Origin of the sequence: Glaciecola sp. KUL10 (assembly GCF_003203515.1) — a bacterium.
GTDB lineage: Bacteria > Pseudomonadota > Gammaproteobacteria > Enterobacterales > Alteromonadaceae > Glaciecola.
Genome location: NZ_BGNG01000012.1, coordinates 1 through 23,414, shown reverse-complemented (window position 1 = coordinate 23,414; position 23,414 = coordinate 1). Strand labels below are relative to the sequence as shown.

General features: G+C 38.3%; 17 protein-coding genes and 2 pseudogenes. 9 read left to right on the top strand and 10 right to left on the bottom strand.

What is annotated here, in order from left to right:
• Positions 1–376 precede the first annotated feature (376 nt).
• The 5 genes and pseudogenes from KUL10_RS16160 (at position 377) to KUL10_RS16140 (ending at position 5,518) form a co-directional block, all read left to right on the top strand.
• Entirely contained in the window at positions 377–1,339 is a 963-nt protein-coding gene (locus KUL10_RS16160) for an alpha/beta fold hydrolase (protein WP_110429990.1), read from the top strand.
• Positions 1,340–1,514: 175 nt separating this feature from the next.
• Positions 1,515–2,390 carry a trypsin-like serine protease gene (locus KUL10_RS16155; protein ID WP_110429989.1) on the top strand — a complete coding sequence of 292 codons (876 nt, stop codon included), beginning with the start codon at positions 1,515–1,517 and terminating at the stop codon, positions 2,388–2,390.
• Between the two features lie 174 nt (positions 2,391–2,564).
• Positions 2,565–2,681 (top strand): annotated as a pseudogene (locus KUL10_RS16150) (DNA-3-methyladenine glycosylase I); the annotation flags it as partial.
• A gap of 110 nt (positions 2,682–2,791) precedes the next feature.
• Entirely contained in the window at positions 2,792–4,252 is a 1,461-nt protein-coding gene (locus KUL10_RS16145; protein ID WP_110429988.1) for a serine hydrolase, read from the top strand.
• Positions 4,253–4,762: 510 nt separating this feature from the next.
• On the top strand, positions 4,763–5,518 hold the full coding sequence (locus KUL10_RS16140) for a LytTR family DNA-binding domain-containing protein (protein WP_110429987.1): 756 nt from the start codon (positions 4,763–4,765) through the stop codon (positions 5,516–5,518).
• Between the two features lie 1,391 nt (positions 5,519–6,909).
• Here KUL10_RS16140 and KUL10_RS16135 read toward each other — a convergent pair.
• Positions 6,910–9,774: a TonB-dependent receptor domain-containing protein gene (locus KUL10_RS16135; protein ID WP_233499864.1), complete on the bottom strand. Its 2,865-nt coding sequence runs from the start codon at positions 9,772–9,774 to the stop codon at positions 6,910–6,912.
• A gap of 219 nt (positions 9,775–9,993) precedes the next feature.
• On the opposite strand from KUL10_RS16135, the pseudogene KUL10_RS18890 reads away from it, so the two are divergent.
• Positions 9,994–10,431 (top strand): annotated as a pseudogene (locus tag KUL10_RS18890) (integrase core domain-containing protein); the annotation flags it as partial.
• Positions 10,432–10,619: 188 nt separating this feature from the next.
• Here KUL10_RS18890 and KUL10_RS16120 read toward each other — a convergent pair.
• The 8 genes from KUL10_RS16120 to KUL10_RS16090 form a co-directional block, all read right to left on the bottom strand.
• Entirely contained in the window at positions 10,620–12,086 is a 1,467-nt protein-coding gene (locus KUL10_RS16120) for a serine hydrolase (RefSeq protein WP_110429983.1), read from the bottom strand.
• Positions 12,087–12,531: 445 nt separating this feature from the next.
• Complete coding sequence (locus KUL10_RS18885) at positions 12,532–12,975, bottom strand: sensor histidine kinase KdpD (protein ID WP_233499863.1); 444 nt, start codon at positions 12,973–12,975, stop codon at positions 12,532–12,534.
• Positions 12,975–13,898 carry a histidine kinase dimerization/phospho-acceptor domain-containing protein gene (locus tag KUL10_RS16115; protein WP_233499862.1) on the bottom strand — a complete coding sequence of 308 codons (924 nt, stop codon included), beginning with the start codon at positions 13,896–13,898 and terminating at the stop codon, positions 12,975–12,977. Before KUL10_RS16115 ends, KUL10_RS18885 begins: the two co-directional genes overlap by 1 nt.
• Before the next feature lie 36 nt (positions 13,899–13,934).
• Positions 13,935–14,633, bottom strand: a complete 699-nt coding sequence (locus KUL10_RS16110; RefSeq protein WP_110429982.1) for a response regulator — start codon at positions 14,631–14,633, stop codon at positions 13,935–13,937.
• 27 nt (positions 14,634–14,660) lie between these two features.
• The gene (locus KUL10_RS16105) at positions 14,661–15,068 is read right to left on the bottom strand and encodes a DUF3019 domain-containing protein (RefSeq protein ID WP_110429981.1); all 408 of its coding nucleotides are present in this window, start codon (positions 15,066–15,068) and stop codon (positions 14,661–14,663) included.
• Entirely contained in the window at positions 15,058–15,963 is a 906-nt protein-coding gene (locus KUL10_RS16100; RefSeq protein ID WP_110429980.1) for a MipA/OmpV family protein, read from the bottom strand. Before KUL10_RS16100 ends, KUL10_RS16105 begins: the two co-directional genes overlap by 11 nt.
• Before the next feature lie 58 nt (positions 15,964–16,021).
• Positions 16,022–16,387 (bottom strand): DUF4156 domain-containing protein, encoded by a 366-nt coding sequence (locus tag KUL10_RS16095; RefSeq protein WP_110429979.1) that lies wholly within the window; start codon positions 16,385–16,387, stop codon positions 16,022–16,024.
• Between the two features lie 379 nt (positions 16,388–16,766).
• The gene (locus KUL10_RS16090) at positions 16,767–17,612 is read right to left on the bottom strand and encodes a lipid A biosynthesis acyltransferase (protein ID WP_110429978.1); all 846 of its coding nucleotides are present in this window, start codon (positions 17,610–17,612) and stop codon (positions 16,767–16,769) included.
• A gap of 672 nt (positions 17,613–18,284) precedes the next feature.
• Between KUL10_RS16090 and KUL10_RS16085 the strand changes: the two genes are divergently transcribed.
• Positions 18,285–18,593 carry a hypothetical protein gene (locus KUL10_RS16085; RefSeq protein WP_110429977.1) on the top strand — a complete coding sequence of 103 codons (309 nt, stop codon included), beginning with the start codon at positions 18,285–18,287 and terminating at the stop codon, positions 18,591–18,593.
• A 297-nt stretch (positions 18,594–18,890) separates the two neighbouring features.
• Positions 18,891–19,808, top strand: a complete 918-nt coding sequence (locus KUL10_RS16080; RefSeq protein ID WP_110429976.1) for an alpha/beta fold hydrolase — start codon at positions 18,891–18,893, stop codon at positions 19,806–19,808.
• 215 nt (positions 19,809–20,023) lie between these two features.
• Here KUL10_RS16080 and KUL10_RS16075 read toward each other — a convergent pair whose 3' ends face one another.
• Positions 20,024–20,509: a GGDEF domain-containing protein gene (locus KUL10_RS16075; RefSeq protein ID WP_158525413.1), complete on the bottom strand. Its 486-nt coding sequence runs from the start codon at positions 20,507–20,509 to the stop codon at positions 20,024–20,026.
• 1,044 nt (positions 20,510–21,553) lie between these two features.
• On the opposite strand from KUL10_RS16075, the gene KUL10_RS16065 reads away from it, so the two are divergent.
• Positions 21,554–22,765, top strand: a complete 1,212-nt coding sequence (locus tag KUL10_RS16065; RefSeq protein ID WP_110429973.1) for a twin-arginine translocation pathway signal protein — start codon at positions 21,554–21,556, stop codon at positions 22,763–22,765.
• Positions 22,766–23,414: the final 649 nt, after the last annotated feature.

Genomic DNA, 23,414 nt, shown 5'->3' with positions numbered 1-23,414 from the left:
CGAAAATTCTTTAAAAATTGTGCTGGATTATCGGCTTTGAATCCTCCCCATAATCATTTTTAGTTAATGTTTAATTGCCTCTTTCGCAACGCGATGAATTATTCTCATCTTACAAAATGATAACATTTTAAAACAAAATTATTCTCCAATTTGCAATAAACTATTTCTTGCTAAACCAGTTGGGAAGCGACTCGTAAGCATGAGTTGCCTTCGAGTAAAAGACCTCTGAAAGAACAAATCATTATGAGGATATTGCAATGAAAGAAGTCATAAGAAATAAGTCTGTAAAAGACAACCTCACCGTACTCGCCATGGCCATTTGTTGTCTCATTGTGAGCGTAGTGAGCTACCTTATTAACGTTTGAGGAGAATAGATATGACACGGATTACTGTTTTTGTTTGCCTATTAATTTTATTGGTTTTTACATGGTTCGAGCGTCCACAGCTTATGAGTAAGCTCTTGCTATCTGTGAATAATTCGCTCGCAGGTCTTTCTTCAAAAACGATAGAAACGCCTTTAGGAAAAATTCATTATTTGGAAGGAGGAAGGAGTGATGAGCATGCGGAAACCATTGTGCTGCTACATGGTATCTTTGCAAGAAAAGAGCACTGGGTTGACTTAGCACGTCAACTAACGCCTTTCTATCGAGTCATTGCTTTAGACCTCCCAGGGTTTGGCAATAATGAACAACTCGGTTTTGAGTCTTACTTTTTACCACACCAAAAACATAATTTAAGCAAGGTATTAAAATCATTGAATGTTAAAAGAGCGCATGTTGGTGCAAATTCAATGGGTGCCGCTGTTGCAGGTTTACTCGCCACTTCTAACCCGGATTTGGTGCAGTCAATTGCGTTTATAGGAAGTCCTCTTGGTGTAAAAAGTAGCACCAAAAGCGAAATGGAATTAGCCATTGAAGATGGCGTTATTCCGTTGTTAGTCCAATCTGAAGAAGAATTCATTGAAAGAAATGCTTGGTTATTTCCAGTAACGCCATACATGCCATCACCGATCTTAAAAACGTGGATGTCTGAAGAACTATCAACGATTAGTCAAAATATGCAGATTTGGTATGCCGCGAATAATTTAACTGAGGCGCATAGCTTACAGTATTTAGCATCAAAACTTGAGATGCCGTCGCTAATTTTGTGGTGTAAACAAGATAGAATATTTCATGTGAGTGGCGCAGGCGTGCTACATGACGAATTACCAAATTCACAACTTGAAATTTTGGACGGCTGCGGCCACCTTCCAATGTTAGACAAGGCCGAACAGGTTGCAGAGTTATATCTAAACTTTCTAATGAAACCTAAAGCAATTGATACTCAAGCAACACATTAAGTGTCAATATAGGGTGCTAAGTTGGCTGTACTATTCGTTGAATATCCTAAGTCAATTTTTTCAAACTGAATTTTTTTCTTACAACTTGCTTCAAATTTCATTCAATTTCTTACAGTTAAGATGTGTGAGATTGATTACTCTTGGAGGCCATTTAAAAATGCGAAGGACAAACCACATGACTCAATTAAAAGGCATAAAATACGTTTCAATAGGGATTCTAGCGAACATCTTATTTAGCAGTTACGCATCCGCTATAGTTATAAGGCACGACAAACCAGAAAAACACTATATTGCGGATTTTCAAGATTTCCCAGCATTGGCAACGTTCTACAACATTGGAGTTCATGGGACACTAATTGCGCCAGACTGGATCTTGACCGCAACGCATGCTGTTTTTTGTTTGGACCAAGGGCAAACTATAAAGGTCGGAAATCAACTTGCCGAAGTGCAAGCAACTTATAACTATCCCACCTATGAATTTGGCGGAGAGAACGACTTGTCACTCGTGAAGCTTAAAGAGCCAATCACGACTATTGAGCCTGCGCAACTGTATCGCGCCACGGATGAAACTAACAAGGATGTTTGGTTCATTGGTAGTGGTGGAACAGGGACTGGTTTAACTGGGCAAACCGTTAGTAATGTCGAAAATAATGGTGTTTTACGCAAAGCGCAGAATAAAGTCATTGCTTCAAATGAATCTGACCTTCAGTTTGTATTTGAGAAAGGTGATGCAGGTTTAGAGTATGAGGGAGTTTCTGGAAATGGTGATAGTGGTGGTCCGGCTTACATTAAACAAGGTGGGGACTATTTTATTTTAGGTGTCAGTTCTAGGACTGGTTCAGATGATAAATACGCTGGAGAATATGGAGTAACAGAGCTATACACGAGAGTTTCTGCTCACATAAATTGGATTGAACAAGTCATCTCATCAGACGAATCGGAAAGGGCTAAAATAAGTTCGATAGGTCCGTTCTTGCATCCGGGAATGGCTCAAGAACATATGATGGATACTTGTAAGTCTATAAGTGTTACTCAAAAACGTCCAAATTAAAATTCTCTATAAACTCCAAGTTTTAACTTCTTAAACATTATTTTAAGAGTGGGTCGCACTAAGTGGCCCAAATGATCATTAGAGTTACAAATTTTAACCTTTCACTCTGGGAAAACACTTTAAGAGTGGAATACCCATTGATAAAAAACACGATGCTTTGGTTCTGATCCTAAGCTATATGCAAAGTATCATGATGAAGAGTGGGGAGTTCCAGTTCAAAACGATCAGCATCTCTTTGAAATGCTGATTTTAGAAGGAGCCCATGCTGGACTCTCTTGGGAGACTATCCTAAGTGTGACTTCACTCTTACAATTGGGTAACACTTTTCCTACACTTCATAACAGTATCTGTTAAGGCTCGAAATTAGAATTATATACGTTAATGAAATCGAGGAAACATAGATGCAAAAGTTTACAACAACATTAATGTTAGTCATTGGGCTATGTGGCTGTGGTGGCTCTAGTTCGAATAATTCGGTACCAAACCCTGTTCCAAGTACTCCGGATTTTACTCAGTTGCGTGAGGTCATTCAGGAAGACCTTACCAATAACAATGCTGCGGCAGTATCAATAGCTATTTACAAGGATGGTGAGATTGTATTTGCAGAAGCGTTTGGGGAAAAAGTTAAAGGGCAGGGCGTTCCAGCAACTCCGAACACCCTATTCCAATTAGGCTCAACAACTAAGATGTTTACTGCTGTAGCGACATTGCAATTAGTTGAGCAGGGTCTCATTTCATTGGATGATAAGCTTGTTAGTGCCATGCCTGAGATTCAATATCCCGGTGAGCATGCACTTGATTGGCAAAATATTGAAATTAGGCATTTGTTAACCCACCAGAGTGGATTAAGAGATAATGAGGTTCAAATCGACCAACCATTGTTGGATGTAATGCTGTCTATTTATCCAAACGCATTCTCACCAATGAATCCACCAAATTTGTTCTTTAACTATAGCAACCCTAATTGGTCTTATCTTGGTGCTTTGATAGAAGACTTCACGCATCAAGATTATGCTGATTACATGCGACAAAACGTATTCGAAAAACTAGGTATGCCAAGAACAACCATCGGTCGTTCTGGCGCAATTATAGACGGAGACTACGCACTAGGTTATCAAGAACAGCCAAATGGGAACAATTCATATATAAGTGACATCAGTCAAATTCCTATAACCATTGTAGGTCATCCTGCAGGGTCCGAAACTTGGTCTACGCCATCTGAGCAACTAAAGATGGCGGAGTTTTTGTTAAACGGAAATGAAAACATCTTGGAAGATACTCTGCGAACAGAAATAACAAAAGCACACGTGCATCAAGAATTTGCCGGACTGCCTCAGCATTATGGATACGGTGTTTTTGTGGATGATGGCTTTATTCATAATGAACAATGGTATCCGATAAAAGTATGGGAGCATGGAGGAAACACGAATTCTTACACAAGCTTATTCTTTATATTACCGGAGCAAAATGTTGCCGTTTCACTCATGAGTAGCGGAGCATTCAATGATTTTAAGTCGTCTATGGTAGCTGCACTTAATGCTGTCAGTACAGTACCAAGTCCAATGGAAGAGCCTGTGCTGGCAAGTCTTCCAGAACAGTACTCTAAACATGAAGGCACTTATTCTACGGGAGAGTTAACCATCATTGTGACAAAAGAAGAAAGTAATCTAGTATTAACTATCCCAGAATTTGAGGCGACTAATACACCTTATGAACGTCGATTAACTCCCGTTGGTGACGCAACGTTTATGGCGGTGCTTAATGGAGAGGCCATTCCAATCACGTTTTTCCCAACTGATGAAAGCACAGAATCTGTTTACATACGCAGTCGACAAAATGTCGCAATCAAAGATGGGTACTAAAATTTGAGCAGTACAACATTGCACTGCATGATTTTGATGCTTTATCAAGCGCCCATAGCCTGATCAATTCTAATGGACAAGGGCTGAGATCAATTTCTTGTGTTGAGGACGATGGCTGGCCCTGACTGTCTTTGACTCTATTTCTGATCGGCATTGGCCGGTCACGTAGAGAAGCTTCTTAAAAAGATTGGTCTTTACTTCGTGGATACTTCAGTAGTTTCGGATTTTTAGAGAAGAACTTTGTGTTTTTGTGAATTTTGGATTTGTGTTTATTGTGCCAGAAACCATTTCAGGGCTAACTGTTTTTTGTGTTGGTTTTTCTGAGCAAGCTAACAATAGATTACAAATTCCAAACATATTTTCTCCAGTATGCTGTTTATATTGCATTTCAGTTTCTCAGAGAAGATCTAAATGAAAAATCTATTTATCGTATTTTTGAATCCTGTTTTGTTGGCAGTATGTGCTTCACAAACATTAGTCAAGAAGCTCTAGTCTGAAAGTGGTTTATTAATGAAAATTTTAATTGTAGACAACGAACAACTTGCTATGAAAAACCTCCTCTCTCTAGTTCAGGAGTATTATCCTAACTGCGAGGTTATTACTTCTGATTCACCATCAAAAGCAGTCGATATGTTTTTTAGCGAACACCCTGATGTCATTTTTCTGGACATAGTAATGCCTGAAATAAATGGTATAGAACTGGCAAAAATATTCTCAGGTAAATCTGTGATTGTTTTTGTTACCGAACATGCTGGCTTTGCCGTTGATGCTTTTAATCTTGGGGCCACAGACTATATGCTCAAACCTCTTAAAAAAAGTCGCTTTTCTGACTCTGTTACCAAGATAAACAACCGTCTCGGTCATGGTCAGTCAGGCAAGGAACTTAGTTCTATTAAGCGTGCACTTTACAGCATAAATCAACATATTAATAAAGCTACGAACGCGATAATTCCTATCAAAGAAGTCGGCAAAATCCGCATAATTAGTATTGAAGACATTGAATATTTGTCAGGAAGTGGGAACTATGTCGAGATATTCTTGAAAAACGGACAAATGGTATTGCATCGGGAAAGCATGTCCAAAATGGAAGAAAAACTGAATGAACAAGACTTTATTCGAATTCATCGCTCTTCAATAGTGCGTTTTAGTGCAATTTCTGAACTGATGACCAGCAAGCGCGGAGATTATACAGTTAGACTGAAAAACGGCGCCGAGTTATCTGTTTCAAGACTGTGCAAAGCCGAAGTACTCAGCTATTTTCGATAAGCCACAATATTCGAGCCCAAACAACCGACGTACTTGAATCGCTCTGGAAATTAAATATGTAAGCGATCAACGTTACCCGGAAGAATTTTAGTTCCAAGTGGATAGACTAGCAACACTGAGCAACGACACCAGTCCCAGAGCCATCGGTTGTCAGCTAATTTCTACACTTGACCTGTTGGAGCCTTATAACCTCGAAAGATTTAGTTCAATGGCAAAATTACATCATACCCCAGAAGTCTACTAACATGTTGTTTACACAGTTCTCAAGTAAGAGTTCGAGCACGCATTGAAAAAGACTGAACTAGTATCAGTTTCATATAGAATTAGCTGTCCCCCTGTTATGTTTATGCCATGAGTAAGGGGAATAAAAGTAGACTTGAGTAAGAGTCCATTATCAAGTTTGATGCTGCTAACACAACCATGGTGAGCCACGAGGCGTTATTCAATATTGTATCAATTCATTATTTTGAATGCCTTGCAAATGGACTCTGAATTCACTTATAGCCAAACTCACTAGGGGAGGTTGTACCTGACGGCCTTCATCTGTTTATTCTTTCTTAAAGTCATCGGCTAAACAATGAAACGAAACCAACTGGAGACTTGGTGAATAAGGCGTTGTATCGATGCAAACTGAAACAAAGGATGCTCGTGCATAAAACCGAGGTATTCTATAATTTTTTAGACTGGCGCAGTTTCTTAAAAAACAAAATATGGAAGATATTGTGGTATGCGCTGCGATCAGCTGCGAACAAAACTATCGACAATCGTAGGTCATTGTGTGACTTACTTCAATTACAGTGATAGGTGTCATCACTGCATAGGCTTCAATCAATCGTTACGATAAAACGCAAGTATGATAAAAAACATAGCACTATTGTTGTACTCCATTTGCCGATTAACTTCTGAGCAACGGTAATTTATTTTATGGAATTTAATTTGTTGTGGCTATCAGGTGAGGAGCTTTTATGATTAAAATAAAATCGAAAGATGGAGCATCCATTGCCCCATCTTTCTAGTGGGACAGCACGTTGTGTCTAGGGAGACATTGTGCTATGCAGGATTACAAAACCTGCCTATATAATGTACGTCTTCGATGAACTGAATGAAACCTAAATGTTACGACGTGAATGATTCGTGACGTGAATTACAGGTTAATTTCCCATCGTCTTTTTCCAAGACAAACATCCCGCATCAGATTGGTCGTAATTGAATTATCAACGGTTTGCAATGATGATGTAGTGAACATGCAAATTATTTAATACTTACTTAGCAACTCAGCTAAAACGGTAGAGCGAAAAAAAAGCCGATGAACAAAGTTCATCGGCTTTTTGTGATTTACTTCTACACTTGAAATCCTTTTCAACTAAAATTGCAACTTATACAGAAACAGCTTAAAAAGAGTACGTTGCGTTAAAGTAAAACATACGGCCGAAAACATCATAATAACGAGGATCGAACCCTTCTTGGTGTCCGCTGTTCTCACCGAAGGCACGAGGAGGTGCCTTATCAAACACGTTGTTAATACCCAGGGTAACATCCAGATTTTTTACCAACTCATCGAAGTTATATGTTGTCAGATAGTCAACGGTTGTATAGGAAGGAATATCCAATTGTACGCCTCCATCATAGACTTGACTTAGATCAGATGCCAGACGAATGCTTGAGTCTCCACCAGGGAAGTTTTCATCAGTCCAACCGCTTTGATAGTTTATGTTTACAGAGTGAGCAAAATTACCGTGTTCGAGTGTGTTGACAATACGAATTCTATTCCTGAAAACTACACTATCGTCAGGGCCTTTCTGACCAAGACTGGTATCAAAAATTGCCGCAACATCTCCTGTACCAGTGCCGGTGCGCAGGTAATCGTTTTCAATCATGTAAGTACCAGAAATATTGGTAGTTAGTTCAGTAAAACCAAACTCATTAGAGAATGACACACTGTAATCAATACCCTCAATATTGGCTTCACCAACGTTAGCACTGGCCGAAATCATCGTTAGTACTTGCTCTCCAGTACCAGGATTAACCGTTGTAGTAAACAAATCACGAAACTGTTGAGGGTTGCCAAATATTTGACCTTCGGTTGCCGGCAATACTTGGTTGCTTAGTTCAATGTTGAAATAGTCCATACTGAATTCAAAAGCATCACCACCGTATACAACGCCAAATGAAAATTGTTGTGATTCTTCTGGTTGCAACGCCTGATTACCTTGGCTAACTACTGAATATTGTGACTGCGGATCCAAACAGAACTGTGCTAATGGATCGCTACCTGTAAATGGACAATCATAAACGTTACCGGTGACACCAAACGGAGTTCTTGGTCTTGCTACTTGCAACATAGTCGGTGCCTTGAAGCCAGTACCTGCAGAAGCTCTAATCAACCACTCTTCAGTTGGTCGGTAAGCCAAACTTAATTTGAACGTTGTATCGTCCATTTCAATACCGCGTGCCCCAGTGTTTCTGGTTGGGTCGTTAACACCGTCACCATCTAGGTCACCCCAAAGTGTGTCAGCGGCATCGATATCACTAATGTCGTCGTAACGCAAAGAGCCAGTGATTTCTAAGATATCAGTAATTGGTGCAACCATTTCTAAGAAGGCACCGTATGACGTCCGCTCAAGTTCAAATTCTGGAAGTGGACGCGTGAACAAGATTGTTGCTTGTCTATATGCGTCTGATGCAGTTTGTTCAAAAGTCATCTTACGATAGTCAAAGCCACCACCTAGGTATACTTCACCACCCGGCAACTCGAATACTGGCGCTGAAAATGAACCTTCAAACATAGTTAAGCCAGTATCTGTTTTTTGCCGCAGACCGCTGTACATTGTTGCTTGAACCGCAGCACGCTCTTCATCGGTCAGGTCCTCAGGGGCAGCAAATACGTTAACGGCACCTGATGATACCAATGGCACAAAATCAGTAGTAATGGGGTATCCCGTTAGAATATTATCGCTGCGCTCATTGTCTGCATGAGTAATTGAAATATCGTAAGATACTTCGCCGAATTCACCACGTACACCAAAGTTAGCCCAGAGAGAATCGGTAGCATATTCATTTGTACGATTACCACCAGGAAGTACACGCCAAGCAGCCGCTACATCCGAAATGTTGTCAATGATTTGCTGTGGTGTGAAGCCAAGTACGTTACTGGGTAAGTTTGGAAGTACCTCGCTTTGTACCAATGCTGAATCAATAGGGAGCAGGAAGTTACCAGTCGGATAGGGTGCAATTCGTGTAATGGTATCAAAGTTCGAGAAGTTAATCGTCCCGTATGCCTCCGCAGAATCGCCTAATTCTACAGTACCGTTCAAAATGATGTTGTCACGGACAAACTCAGGCAAAATTTCTAGAGTCGATGTAAAATCAAATAAGCACCTTTCAATCTGTGATGTCGCTGTAGCGCTATTTGAAGGAGCGCTATTAGGACCGCATTGGCCGTTGGCAAACCTATATGGATTGAATGTTGCCGTCAGGCGGTCGGGTGTTCCATCTCCATTGCTGTCTAGCCCATCAGGATGCCAGAAACGGACTCTAGCATTTCCAGGAATCGCGTTTGGTGAAGCAGCGAGGAACATCAGATCGACACCGTTGTGATTGAATGGAATGAAACCAGTTTTGGCAAAGTCGCGGTCTGCGCTTCGCAGTTGTGTTTGATCTTCACGAGAAGCAGACAAAGAAATATTAAAACCATCTCTGCTTAAATCACCAAAACCCGTGGTGACACTGAAACTAAAATTTTCACCGCCGGTATCCTGAGGTTTGTCGTAACGAACTTGAACCGTCGTTTCTTGCACGTCTTTTCTAAGGATGAAGTTGATCACACCGGCGATTGCGTCAGCACCGTAAAGTGCAGAAGCACCATCGGTCAGAATCTCGATGCGCTCTATAGCTGCAAGCGGTATGGTATTTACATCAATTGAACTTCCAGAACCCGAGGCGGCAAGACGGCGACCGTTCAATAGTACCAGTGTGTATTCGCTTCCAATACCTCGAAGTGAGGCAGTTGCTATACCACCACCACCGCCACCAACACTTTGTGAAGGAGCAGTGAAACCTTGCATGGAAGGCAATTGTTGAATTAAATCTGGGACAGATGTAACGCCTGATCTAACAATGTCTGCCTGTGTGAGCGTTGTAACCGGTAACGCTCCTTCGATATCAGTTCTTTTAATACTAGAGCCTGTAACAGAGATGCGTTCAACAATCTCATCTGTTACTGTTTCCTGAGCTATTGCTTGTCCAGCAATAGTCATGCTTCCTATAGTTGACATAAGGGCAAATTTAACTGCCGTTGTTATTTTATTATGGACGTGCATTTTAAACCTCTTTTTATTTTGGAAATGTATTCCTGATACATTGCATGTATACATGATGCTTGTACCCTCAAAGAGGTTATCGGATAAGTTCCCCGAGAAAAATGTGGATTCCACGAAAAGGTGGAAACATGGTTTTAAGTGATTGAAAAAATACTGTTAGGCAGCGGAAGACGCTTCAGGGTATCAAACATTATAGATGATTTTACTCGAGAGATGGTGGGCCAATTAAAAGCCGTTTCAATTAATGGTGCGATGGAAGCGCGTTTTCTCGACCAAATGATTGAGCTAAGTGGCAAGGCTAACTCAGTTGTTTTTGACAATCGCACTGATTACTCCAGTAAATCTATGTTCTCTTAGAGCAAGCAAAGCGACTTGAAGCTGAGTTGTATTCAACCGGGCAAACCAATACAAAACGCATTTATTGAAAGTTTAAATGACAAATTTAGAAATGAATGCTTAAACCAGTATTGGTTCATGACCCTGGACGAAGCGAGTTACGAAATAGAGATATCGCGAGAACACTACAACAATATTCGATCTCATAGTTCGCTTAGTTTTATGTCGCCAGTTGAGTTTGCGAAACAGCCAGCATAATATAAATATAACATCAGTGGATTGGTACTAATCTCGGGGGATTGGTCAATGTTTGAAAAGTAAACCTGAAGTTGAAAATAGGTTTTACTTATCAATTTCGTTCTCGCTAAACTGAAAAACTATCGGCTCTTTTGAACAAACCGATAGATTAAATCTAATTTGGGTATCACCTTATTATATGCAAGAAACTAGAAACCGTCTTTAATAGCTACAAGTTCTCTATTTCGTATAAATACAGATTCACCACCCTCTTCGATTTGGATGAAAGTCAAATCGCTGATTTCTCCACCAATATTTGCAAAAAAAGTATCATCACCATAGTGCTCAAGTTTGGGTTCATAAGGTATGTTACCGGCTTCCAATTCTGGGATGAAAATCAATAAGTCGTTACCGTCTTTACTAATGATAAATGTGAAGTTATTGCTAGAGTATGTCCCCACGTGCCTATCATATTGAGTAGAATCACTCTGAATAACCGGAAGCGCTTGTGATTCGGGAAGCGTGGTCACCGAACCAAGCGCAGCTAACAGTGTTGGCTCAAAATTATTAAATGCGCCACTGCTCATGATAGAAATAGCGATATCAAGCTCAGGAAATACATAAAATACATTAGTATAGGAGAATGTGTTACCACCATGATTCCAATTTTTAAGGGGATACCAATCATTTCCAAGTTGAAAACCATCATTTACATAGATACCGTACCCATAATTGAAAGGCAAGCCAGCAAAATCCTCACTTACTTGAGCGGATGTAATTTGTGCTCTAAGAGGATCGCTCAAGAGACTTGGGTCACCATTAAGAAGAAAATCTGCCATCTTTAACTGCTGACTAGGTGTTGACCATGTTTCAGTGCCTGCTGCATGTCCAATTGTAGATTTTGGCATTTGGCTAATTTGTGTATTAAATGAACCTCCTTGGTTTGGGTCTAACACTTGAAATCCTAATGCATAATCTCCATCCGAAACAGCATCTTCACGTCCAATAAAACTTCTATTCATCTCCAATTTAGCAAAAATATTCTGATGAACGTAATCATCATATTTTTCTTGAGTTAATTGCTCAATAATTGCTCCAAGATACGACCAATTTGGATTGCTATAATTATGAAAGAAACCTGGAGGATTTAGTTGGAGAAAATCTCGTGGATATTCCGTTTGCATATGATTTACCAAATCTCCTTCATCTTGCATTGATGAATCACGCAAACCGCTCTGGTGAGTAAGTAAATGTTCTATTTCTATTTCCTGCCAGTCAAGTGCTTGATCACTTGGATATTGAATCTGAGGCACAACGTTAGTTAGCTTATCATCTAGCGCGATTAGATCTTGCTGGATGAGTTGCAGAACAGCAACAGCAGTAAACATTTTTGTTGTTGAGCCCAGTTGGAAAAGAGTATTTGATGTTACTGGCTCACCTTGGCCCTTTATCTTTTCGCCAAAAGCTTCTGCAAATACGATTTCGCCTTCCTTATATATTGCAACTGAAACAGCGGCAGCATCATTTCCAGATAAGTCTTGCTCAATCACAGATGTTAGTTGTGCAAACGGATTAGGCTCTGGTTCTGGATTTGGACTCGTCACATCATCAGAACTCGAACCGCCGCAAGCAGAGAGTAAAATTGAGAGGGAAAGAAGTATTACTAGCTTATTCATTTGAATCACCTGATATCATTAATATTAATGTATTATAATCGAAGGTATCGGCAATTCTGTTTATAACTGTATAAAGTCTGTATTAGATATGTAAGCTTTTTGCGTTGTGGATATCTTTTATCGGTATTTAATAAACATAAAATATGAATTTATCAGATAAGAACATTACTTAAGGCTCTAACCTTGTGTGGTATGAAAAAAACTTGCGATAAAACCTAGTCCTAGGGGTACACTAAACATTTTAAGAAAGAAAAGAAACTTTGGACAAGTAAGCTAGGAAATAACGATCGACTACTAGGATTCACATAGCTGGCCAAAAATAATAGGCTACTAAGATAACAAAGCCCCGCTAATCTGCTATTTAAAATCCAAGTGCGACAATTTGGCGAGGCGTTATATTAAATTAAAAATTTTTTTAGCTACGCTACCTTTTAATTACCTTAGTTCAAATGTGACGAGCGAGAACAGGAATGGTTAGCCTTACCACAGCGCCAAGTTCATTTAGCTGCATGTCACCCTGTGATAAGAATGAATTTATAGTTTTATGTTCTTCCCGAGGTAAAAATGACACTTTAAAACTGTGCCAATCGATAACTCTTTTTACAATAGCCAAGCCTAGCCCAAAATTTTCACCATTTCTCTTTCTACTAGAGTCTAATCTAACAAAAGCGTCAAAAACTTTTTTCATATCGTGTTCAGCGACCCCCCTCCCGTCATCACAGATGTAACAAACGACATTGGTTTGACCTTTAGAGTTCGACTTTTCTTTAACCAGAAGAACCATAACCGCTCTATCAGCATAAGAGATTGCGTTGGTAATTAAGTTGAGATATACCCTATACATCCATGCGTTATCAAAAGACGAATTTATTTCTTGCTCACTTGACACTAAACATAGCCTAACCCCTTTTTTTTCGCAATAGGCTGTAAATCGTTTACGACAGTTTGCAGAAAGCCTATCATATTGGTTAGTCGAAAGACCAACTGCATTCCTTGTCGCTCCATACTCGCATAATCGAGAAATGCTTTTAACATACCCTCGATATTCTCGACATCTTTCTCCATCCGCATTAAATATTCGTTCTTCCTTTCTACATCTGGTTCATCTAAGCATGCGTCCAAAGCAAAACGGAAACAAGCAACTGGTGTTCTCAAATCATGAGAAAGGCTGTTAGCAAGTAGTCTATTTTCTTCAATCAAATGTTCAATTTGAGACGCCATTTTATTAAAACTTTCTTCTAATACATTAATCTGAGAGAGTTTTGCTGGTACGACTCGTGCAGACAAATTTCCTTTACCAAATTTATTAGCTGCACTTGTTAGTTTTTTTAGTCGCTTTATTAGTGGATACATCCAGAGAACCACCGCGACGCTGACTCCAAAATATAATAAAAGTGTCAAAGTTAACTCGAGTGAACGATTGCCCTCGGTGTTTCTAGCTGCAGTGAGTTTAAGTAAATACTCAGGGTGCTTTGGAATTGGCTTTAAGTAATACAATCCATGCTCTGAAGCAAGCTGAAGACCCAAAGTGTCAAGCTCATCAAACACATCCTTTTCAAAGGCAAAATCTTCCCTGCGTTCTAACACTAAATTTACGTTGAATTGTACGCTAAGGGTTTTAACCCTTGTTATTAGTGTATCTGCCGATGCATTACCTAAATGATTCACAAAACCATTTAATAAAACCTGGTGAGGGTGGTTTTCTTCAGATTCTACACTTTCCGAATTGTAAACGAATTCATCTATCAACCATCCAAAGCCAAACAAAGAAAGAGTTACGGTCATGACAATGTGAAGAATTAATTTATTCATAATTCAATTACAAATAGTTAGTCGTCAACAACTCGGCTACCAAGCATCAGGAACAAACAAATAGCCTTTCCCCCAGACTGTTTTAATTCGCTCCTCACCTCTATCGTTTTCATTAAAGTGCTTTCTTAGTGTCGATATCATTACATCGAATCGGCGATCTAACCCGTCATACTCACGGGATTTAAGCTCTTGAAATACTTTCTCTCTGCTAACTACCTCGCCAGCATTCTCAGCCAAAAGACAAAGGAAATCAAATAGACCACTAGTCAAACTAATACTTTCGCCATCGAAAATAACTCTTTTTGAAGACTTGTGAATTTTTAAGGCCCCAAAAATAAGCTCATTCTGGGCTGTTGCGCTATTTAGATTGGTTATACGTAATGCTGATTTCAATCTAGCTAGTAAAACTCTTGGTTTAACTGGTTTTGCTAAATAATCATTTGCTCCAATTTCTAACCCAATTACTTCATCAATCTCCTCTGCTCTAGCGGTGAGCATGATAACTGGGATTTGGCTAATTCTTCTGATCTCCTTACATACTTCTAATCCATTTAAACCAGGCAGCATTAGATCCAAAAGTACCAAGTCAAATTTCTTGTCAATCAACGTTGGCAGTACTTCATCACCATTAATGATATGAGTAACAGAAAAACCTTCATTTTCTAAGAATTCTTTAACCCATTGGGCCAAAGCAACATCATCTTCTACCAATAAGAGCTCACCATAACTAGACATGTTTACACCTCACTTTGATATTGGTATTTAAAACAAACGCCAACGACGACGTTGACGTGATTCTTGAAAAACCCATGTTACCGATATTGTTTCGGTCATTAAAACTTCTTTGCTTTCAATATCTACTATTGAGTATTTGTTACTTTCAAATAATACGAAAGAACCCTCATAATTACCCTGTAACCTTTTTGACCAACAATAAATTGGTCTTTTATCTGTTTGGGAAAACAAACAAATATTTCTAGGTCTATCGAGCTGCCAATACAGCGTTAAATTTCCATAGCATTGCTTTCCTTTTGACATTGTAATACAGCTCTTAGGTTTGAGGTTGAATTCGATGTTATCATGACTTTTTGACCAAGCTTGTCCATGCAAGATAGCGTTAGAAATCAAAAGTAGTAGACAACGATACGACAACAAAGCTCTACCAAACATACATGATACCTACACCAAAGTTTGTTTGTTTATTACTACCATAAATTGGACTTTCAGCGAATGAATCAGAATAGTGTTTTGTTGACAATGAAGCTACAAAAACCCAACTTTCGCTTAAAGGGTATTGAGCTGAAAGGTCAAAAGAATAACGATGACCAAATCCGGCCCTGTAAGCAGGCCTCGAAGGCGTAGCCTCATATTCCAATACACCCGCTTGATAATCAACTACCTCTTTTGAGAATAGTGTAAGCCCGAGTCCAGTTTGTAATTCCCAATTATAAAGTTGGTAGGCTTGAGCTATGTATGCGTCAACAATATATCCACCATGTGAAAACCTGAAAGGATCAGCTGCAAAGTCTACCCACCATGCTTGATTCTGATAATACTTGGTGAAACGTAGGCCTTGATTTAGCTCACCGCTTCTATCCCTTATTCCTTTCAATTCAGAAGACGGCTTACTTCTATATATATTTCCTTTATTTTCAGATATGTTTTCTAGATATGATTGACCTAGTAAAACATCAATTTGAATATCACTCTCGTTGTAAATACGATAACCAAAAGTTGAGTTGCTGCTAACATGATTAGCTTGGTTGCTAGTTTCAAGGAAGAAAGCGCCATAATATGCATCTATCCCAATAAACAAATCTAGATAATCTACAATATCGCTCTGGTTGGGATCACTATAAAGTTGAGTCTTAACAAACGCATCAAATCTCAAGTATAAAGTGAACTCAAATAAATCGGTTTCTTTACTTGAGTTCACTTTTTCCCGTTTAGAGTCAGGGGTCTTGGGCTTCGCATCTGACGCTAGAATGCTAGGCGACAGTAATAGAAATCCTAAAACTAACAAAGGAGTTAATAGTGAACGCAAATAACCACTATCTAAAAGCATAAGAACCCTTTAATGATCCAAATTTTAAATAAATAACAAACCTACTCGTGCTAGGCTACTATTTAGTAGGACAAAAATATACATTTCCACTCAATGTGACATTAGTTTGTACTGAAGAGCCCCCCCAATCCGAGTGGTAACCCCCAGTTTGTCCAGCTCGTTGTGTCAAGAGTAATACTACATTTCCACCCATTTTATGGGCTTGGTTTTTGATATCGTGCCTTGCACCAGTCTCCAAATTTTTGTTTGATGTAAATTCACCAGTAAGGAAATCGCCTTGATTTCCCGTTACATCCCCCAAATACTCACACTCTGGTCCTGGTTCAACAGTGGTAAGTCTCACAAGCTTTGCTTCTGGGTCCAACGGCTTTGATGCACAAGCTACTAGGCTTAGCGCTGAAATTGCTATTAATATTTTTTTCATGTTACTACCTCTTTATAAAACACACTCTAAAGGTACTACTTGGTCGGTTTTTATTCTGTATGTATTTTGTAAAAAATTGTCAGGACTACTACTTTATCATGAATTCTGTAACTGCAATTTAATCAATTACTTTAGAGGTTTCAGTAAATTGTGGGGAGCTCATATAGGTCACAGTAAGCTAACTATCAAAACAAACATTGTTTTACATGTAGTGCACTAAAAGAGGCACAATAGCCACGGTGCATCTTTTTTCGTCAAAGCCATTTCTAATACTGGATAAGTTAAATCAAAAAAATCAGTTTGCATGATGGAAAAAAGCGAACTTATCCGAGTACTGTATCTTTAAAAATAGAATTTAAATATAAAAATGAACAACCCATTAACGCTTCCTTTTAAAGGACCAATACCAGTGCTTTGGTTGCCCTAAGATTATTTGTTCAAATCTTCTGTAGATTTCTTTCGTAGCCATATGATGGGCTTTTTTTCCAGAACCTACTGGCTTTTCTAAAACAGTGTCTAAGTAGATTTTGTACTTTCCACTTTTTTGTATAACGCCGTAAGCAATCATCAATGGAGCCTTCCCATAAGCAGATAACATGGCGGCTTCATATGGAGCTCCAGTCGCCTTTCCAAAAAAAGAGAGTGCCGTATCCTTTTTGTAATGATCAGAATAAAGGATAACTATCCCTTGCTCTTTGATTGCGGCGATTAACTTGAAAATACTACTGACCTGATTTTTATCATAACAATTAATGCCCACTTTTTCATAAGCCCTTTGGGTAGAAAGGAACGTAGGTGCTTTAGAGACGATAGTTGGACGTTTTGTTAACTTCTCTAAAGCAAATGGAACAGCGTCATAACAGCCCATATGCATTGTAGCTATGATTAGCCCAGTGTTAGAATCTAAATTTTTTTGAGCAGCTTGGCTTATCTCGTATTCAAACTCAATTTCGTCTAACAAAAGAGTTTCTATCACACCGAAGACGATATTTTGATGGGAAATAAATGCTAATTCTGTAGCCTCATCATAACTTAAATTAGGAAGTACATGAGAGATATTAAGAATAGCTCGTCGTCTTGTTGCATTCGAAAACCCTAAGATAAAACGTGCAGTAAAAAATGCAAATGACTTTCTTGATTTCCGACTAAATTGTTTTAATACAAATTGTAAACAATTAATGCAAATATTCCTCCCGTGCTGTGTCGCGGCGTTACCTTGTTTCATTTATTAGCACCAACTTTTGAAAACTCCCTAATATTCTTGTGTAATGAGCACACAGCCTCACTTGGCTTGCTGCAATATTAAACTTTTTTGCGATTTCAACGCGCAAGATGATATTGCACATGTAAGCTACTCCGTCGAATTAAGCTTGATGAGCGTCTATTTGTATCGGTACTTTGAACGTTTATTCTCACTATGCTGAGTAACATTTTATTTAGTGACTCCAAACGACTACCTATTTGATTTATATGTATGGACAGAAACCCAAAAAACTGATTGCTTTAATTTGTTGTTTTTAAATAAAGGCTAACTGTGAGCAAAGCTTGAATCCTCCAGCTTCTAACGAATTGATCAATAAATTAGAAATGTTGAGAGCTTGCGAATCGAATTAACCTTTTAGATCCAGTCGACCAGACTTTATCGCTTAAATCGAAGTTAAAATGTTTGAAATTTGTAATTTATTGTAAAGTTGAGGTGCATGCGTTTATCTGCGTCTGTTTAGATTCGTATTTTAATTTTAGTTTAAGAGTGAGTCTCAATATTTAGCCTTTGTTGGTATGCGCTGCATTACGTTGCAATTCGATTTATTACAATTATTAATTACTTTCTTACAGTTAATAAATGTTAAATCATTAAAATTTCAAACATGGTTTTTATACATTTTTAGGTTTTAACATGATTTTTTTAAATCGTATTTTACCTTCTTCTTTGGTTGCTCTTTCAGCATTCTTCACTTCTGAGAGTGGAGGTAATGGCAGTTCGACAAACCGTCCAGAATCTGTTGCTCCACCAATGGATAACCCAACTTTCACGAAGATAACTGATGGTGTAATCGGATATGTTGAAATCCTCAGTATGGGTGGAATCAGTGATGAGTCATACGAAGATGACGCTGCTGCAAGCGAAGCTTTAATGGACAGAAGAGTTCTTGCTGACTTAGCACACACTGATGCAAGAATGCGTTTCGAAGTCAGTGCGCCTTAAACACAATAGTCGTTCAATTATCTCAGGGCGTTAAACTTAAAGTAAAACCCCTCATTCAACGAGATCAGAGTAGATAGTCTTGATTAAGGGTAGGGCGAATTACCCCACCTCTCAGACCATTGTCTCCGCAAATAAGATCAAAGGTTGAATCTTTAATTCGAGCACAGTGAAATTTCAGTTAAAAACTATAAAAAAGTGAAACATGGTGTCACACATTCCTTTTCTTCAGTGTCTATTGAGACATTTAAAAGGAATTGAACATTAATTATTACGAACTAAATAAAGAGAGAATAAATTATGACAAAATTACTAAATAGTGTTTCAAACTCACTAAAAATTACCATTACCACTTTATTATTTAGCTTGATTTTTTTCTTTTCATCAATTGCAAATTCGTATGAAGAAAAGGGTAAAAGATTTGAAGTGGAGGTTATTGGTAAAGGGAGCCCATTGATATTAATCCCTGGTTTCAACTCAGACAGTCGAGTTTGGGGTGGAATTTCAGAGACGCTATCTCAATCGTTTGAGATTCATAAAATCAGTATTGCCGGCTTTGGGCGTGTTCCAGCAGTTGAATCCCCATCTTTGGAATCAACAAAAAATCAATTAATTCAATATATTGAAGAACGAAAGCTAGACCAACCTATAATTATTGGGCACAGTTTAGGGGGGTTCTTAGGGCTTTGGATGGAAAGTAATAAACCTGCGCTTGTAGGTGGAGTAATATCAATTGATGGGCTACCTTTCATTGGTCCCGTTTTCAGCAGGGACCCTATGGTATCAGTAGACACACTTAGACCTCATGCAATACAATTTAGAGACTTCTATAGTGGGTTGGACGCACAAGGAATAGAAAACGCTGCGAAGCAAAGCATTCACCTTCAAGCTTCTTCTCAGGAAGATCAAAGGCGTATTATAGAAATGGCTAAAACGTCAGATCCGAAAACGGCTGCAGATGCTATATTTACGTTGATGTCAACTGACTTAAGAGATTCATTAGCCAAATCTGATAGTAAAATTCTATTACTGGGAGCGTCTGGTGGTTTTAGTGACGAAGCCTCACACAGAATGATGGCTCAACGGTATCAAAGTCACTTGTCAAAAGCGCCAGATGCTACACTTTTGATGAATACAACATCCAAGCATTTTATTATGTATGACGATAAACCGTGGTTAATTGAACAAATAACATCGTTTTTAACTACTCTGGATTAAACTGTACTAGCTCAGACTTGCTCTGACAGTTACCCAATTTTTTATCGGTGACTGTCAGCTTAGATTTGACCAATTATTTTTTGCAATTTTCTGTCTGTTTTTTTTCGCATACCCCAAAGAATGTGCGTTGAACATATACTTAGAATACAAGCCAAGCTCCTAATTCTTTTGTTGTTGCTATAAAACAATATTAAATTAGTTACGGATTTTAGAAGCTAAGCGAATGTATCCGAGACGCAAACTTTATCTTTTCCTGTGTTTTTAGCGTTATACATTGCTAAATCAGCTTTATGTACACTTGACTCGACGCAACCCTCGCGATGTATTGCTATCCCGAAAGAAGCAGTGACTGATATTGGTGTACCTACCTCATCAAAGGCTATTTTGTGAAGTGACTTCCTCAGTCTCTCCGCGGTATCTATGCAATGTGTAAAGCTGTCCCCTTCCACATAAATCCCAAACTCTTCCCCGCCTAAACGCGCTACCATGTCCCCTTTCCTTACATTTTTCTCGAGTTGATTCCCAACAAATTTGATTACTAAATCTCCGGTACCATGACCATACGTGTCATTCACTAGTTTAAAATTGTCTATGTCGCAAATTATCAAGGCTCTACATTTTACATTATTATTCATATCACTAACTCTTTTGTAGAAATACCTTCGGTTAAACAGCCCTGTCAGCGGGTCTGTTATTGCCATTTTCCTATTTACCTCAATCGTATCGGACAAAATTACGAAAATCACCAAGCAGAATTTGAGAAACAACAAAATTGAAAAAAGTGTAAGTCCATTTTGTTTATATTGCTCAAGTTCTGAACTTAAAAAGGAAATGAGGTTAATAATTGGAAGTATTGATAGCGAACAGAAGAAGAAAGTTATTACTCTCTTATTTCTCTTACTCCTATCTTGATTCCTTAATATTATTCGAGAGCACTTATAATAGACATAAAGGTAAGCAAAAAAGCATTATGACCAATTGTGCAGTTGGGTTGAATGTGATAACACAAAAGAGTCCGACACCAGTAGCTTGCAATAGTAAAAAAAGTAAATGAAGTTAGTGTTTTTAATTAGGTTTTGCTTTTCTGAGTACTCGTATTTTCGAAATGCAACATGAAAATTTCCTAGTGCCAAGGCAATAAAGCAAAACTGTAGCATAAAAGAAAAGAGTACTGACAAGACAGGAGTTAGTATGGCTGATACAAAAACTGCAGATTGGAAGACAAATGAAAATACAAAATGTGTTGAATAATTACGTTCTTTGTCATCACTCTTTGGAATAATCAAGATTAAAATAGATATTGTTGTAAAGCAAACAACCGCAAGATGAAGAATCAGGTATATATGTATTGCGGTAACATTTTCCAAAATTTATTTCCGGTAATGAACCATCCGATGTTCTGACATTTCATTGGTCTTAAAAATATCGACTCATCAAAAATAACCTTTAGTATTGGTGACCTAATACAAACAAAGTTATTTTTTCATTAAAGGTAGTTTGCTTAGGCAGTACTGCTATTATTTCTTATTAACTCAACTATTAAGTAACGTACATAAGTACTTAATAAACATATAACATCAAGATTACAAAAGCTGACAATTGATATCAATTTCTCAACACTATTAAACAAGAATCACCGCAACAAAAGGGGGAACATGCTCGTCAGGTTTTTGTATTGTTCAAAACAATAACAAATCAAAGCCAATCTCGTTAGCAATTTTGTCGTTAACAAATCTGGAGAATTTATGATATCCGAACAGCCCAACACCTCAAGCCGAAGAAAATTTGTAAGAACCATTACTGGAGGGGTCATTTTTGCTGCTCTACCAATCAGTGGTTGTAAATTTTTGTCAGCTGGCGTTCCTGACTCAGCGATAGCGGCATGGTCACCGGATGATAATATTGATAACACCTCGGACCCTCGAGTTCGTGCACTATCTTGGGCAATCCTTGCACCTAATCCACACAACAGACAGCCTTGGTTAATAGAGTTACAGGGGGAACATGATGTTGTGGTAAGAATTGATAGTCAACGATTACTTATACATACGGACCCATTTAGCAGACAAATACTTATTGGGACAGGAGCAATGCTTGGCCTGATGGATATTGCGGCGAAACAATTTGGGTTTAATACAGAGACGATTTGGTTTGAAGAAGGGAGGTTTGATAGAAACTCAATAGATAGTAAGCCTGTCGCGAGAGTGAGGTTTACACGTTCAAATGAAAAACCCAACAACGACCTCTTTAGCTATATAACAAGAAGAAGAACTGTAAGGAGCAATTATGATATCAACTCCCCTCCATCAAAGATTTTAGAATCTGCGCTCTTAAGTTTAGATACTAATACTATTAATAATCGTATTATCGTTAAACAGCCACACATTCATTTATTCGATAGTGTCAAGCGTATAGCAAAAGAAGCATGGAAAATTGAATTAACAACACCAGAAACGTATTTAGAAAACGCTCAACTTTTGCGTGTCGGTTCGATGGAAATTGCAAAGCATCGAGACGGAATTTCTATAACATCACCACTTTTAGTGGCGTTCGAGCGTTTTGGTTTGTTTGACCGCGATAGATTTCCGCCATTAGAATCAAATATAATAAAAACTCAGCTAAAGGCGTTTAATGAGACAATTGATGCGACTCCTAGTTTTTTTGTTATGACAAGCTTTGATAATACTAGAATCACTCAGCTTATGGCAGGTAAAACGTATGTTAGGGCGCATTTAATGGCGACAAAGTATGGCTTTGTAATGCACCCTATTTCACAAGCTTTACAAGAGTTTCCAGAAATGTCTCAACTCTATTCTGATATAAAACAAATACTGATTTCGGAAACATTTTCTTCCGAATCAACAGTTCAAATGCTCTGCCGGATAGGAAAACCCGCAAATGGACAAGCTTTTCCAAAACCTTCACCACGACGAGGTTTAGAGGCTTATTACGTTTAATAAATTGAAATAGCCTTATGACTGCGTCTTGTAAAAGTAGTGTTATTTTACATTTTGAAAATCCTATGCAATATGGCAACTCAAGGCACTAACTAGAATAGTTGTAGGGGCATAATTAATTTCGTCACAGAGCAAGAGAGTATGGTGTGAATACCTAGCTTTTGTTTGCTGGTTGTTCCTATATAGTGTCTTAAAATCAGGGCGTTCGAATTGATAACATCATCACTATTTACAAAATAGTTCTCACCTGATAGCGTTCTTTTCAAATTGGGGCGCCACCATGAAATAGCTCAAATCCAGCGGCTGGTTCAAAGTGATAAAGCTTTCTTGCGTTAGAGTTGTGTATTAGGTTTTTTTGAGTCAATCATTATACATACAAAAACCTAGTTAAAAGATATTAAGTTTAATTCTTGATAGCTATAGGTTATAAAATGGGGGCATCTATTAATTTGCCTCGAAGAGAAATTAATAGATGCAGCACCTGGAACATGTATTCTAACAGGGAAACTCTTGTAATATTTTCAGTTACTTACTACGTGAGTGGAAGCCATTATTTTTAAAGACTCCCCCCAATTTCGTAGTGATATTTTCTTAACACTCATTATATAAGCGTAAAATTAAAGAGTGTTTTACTCGTGATCACCTGTTC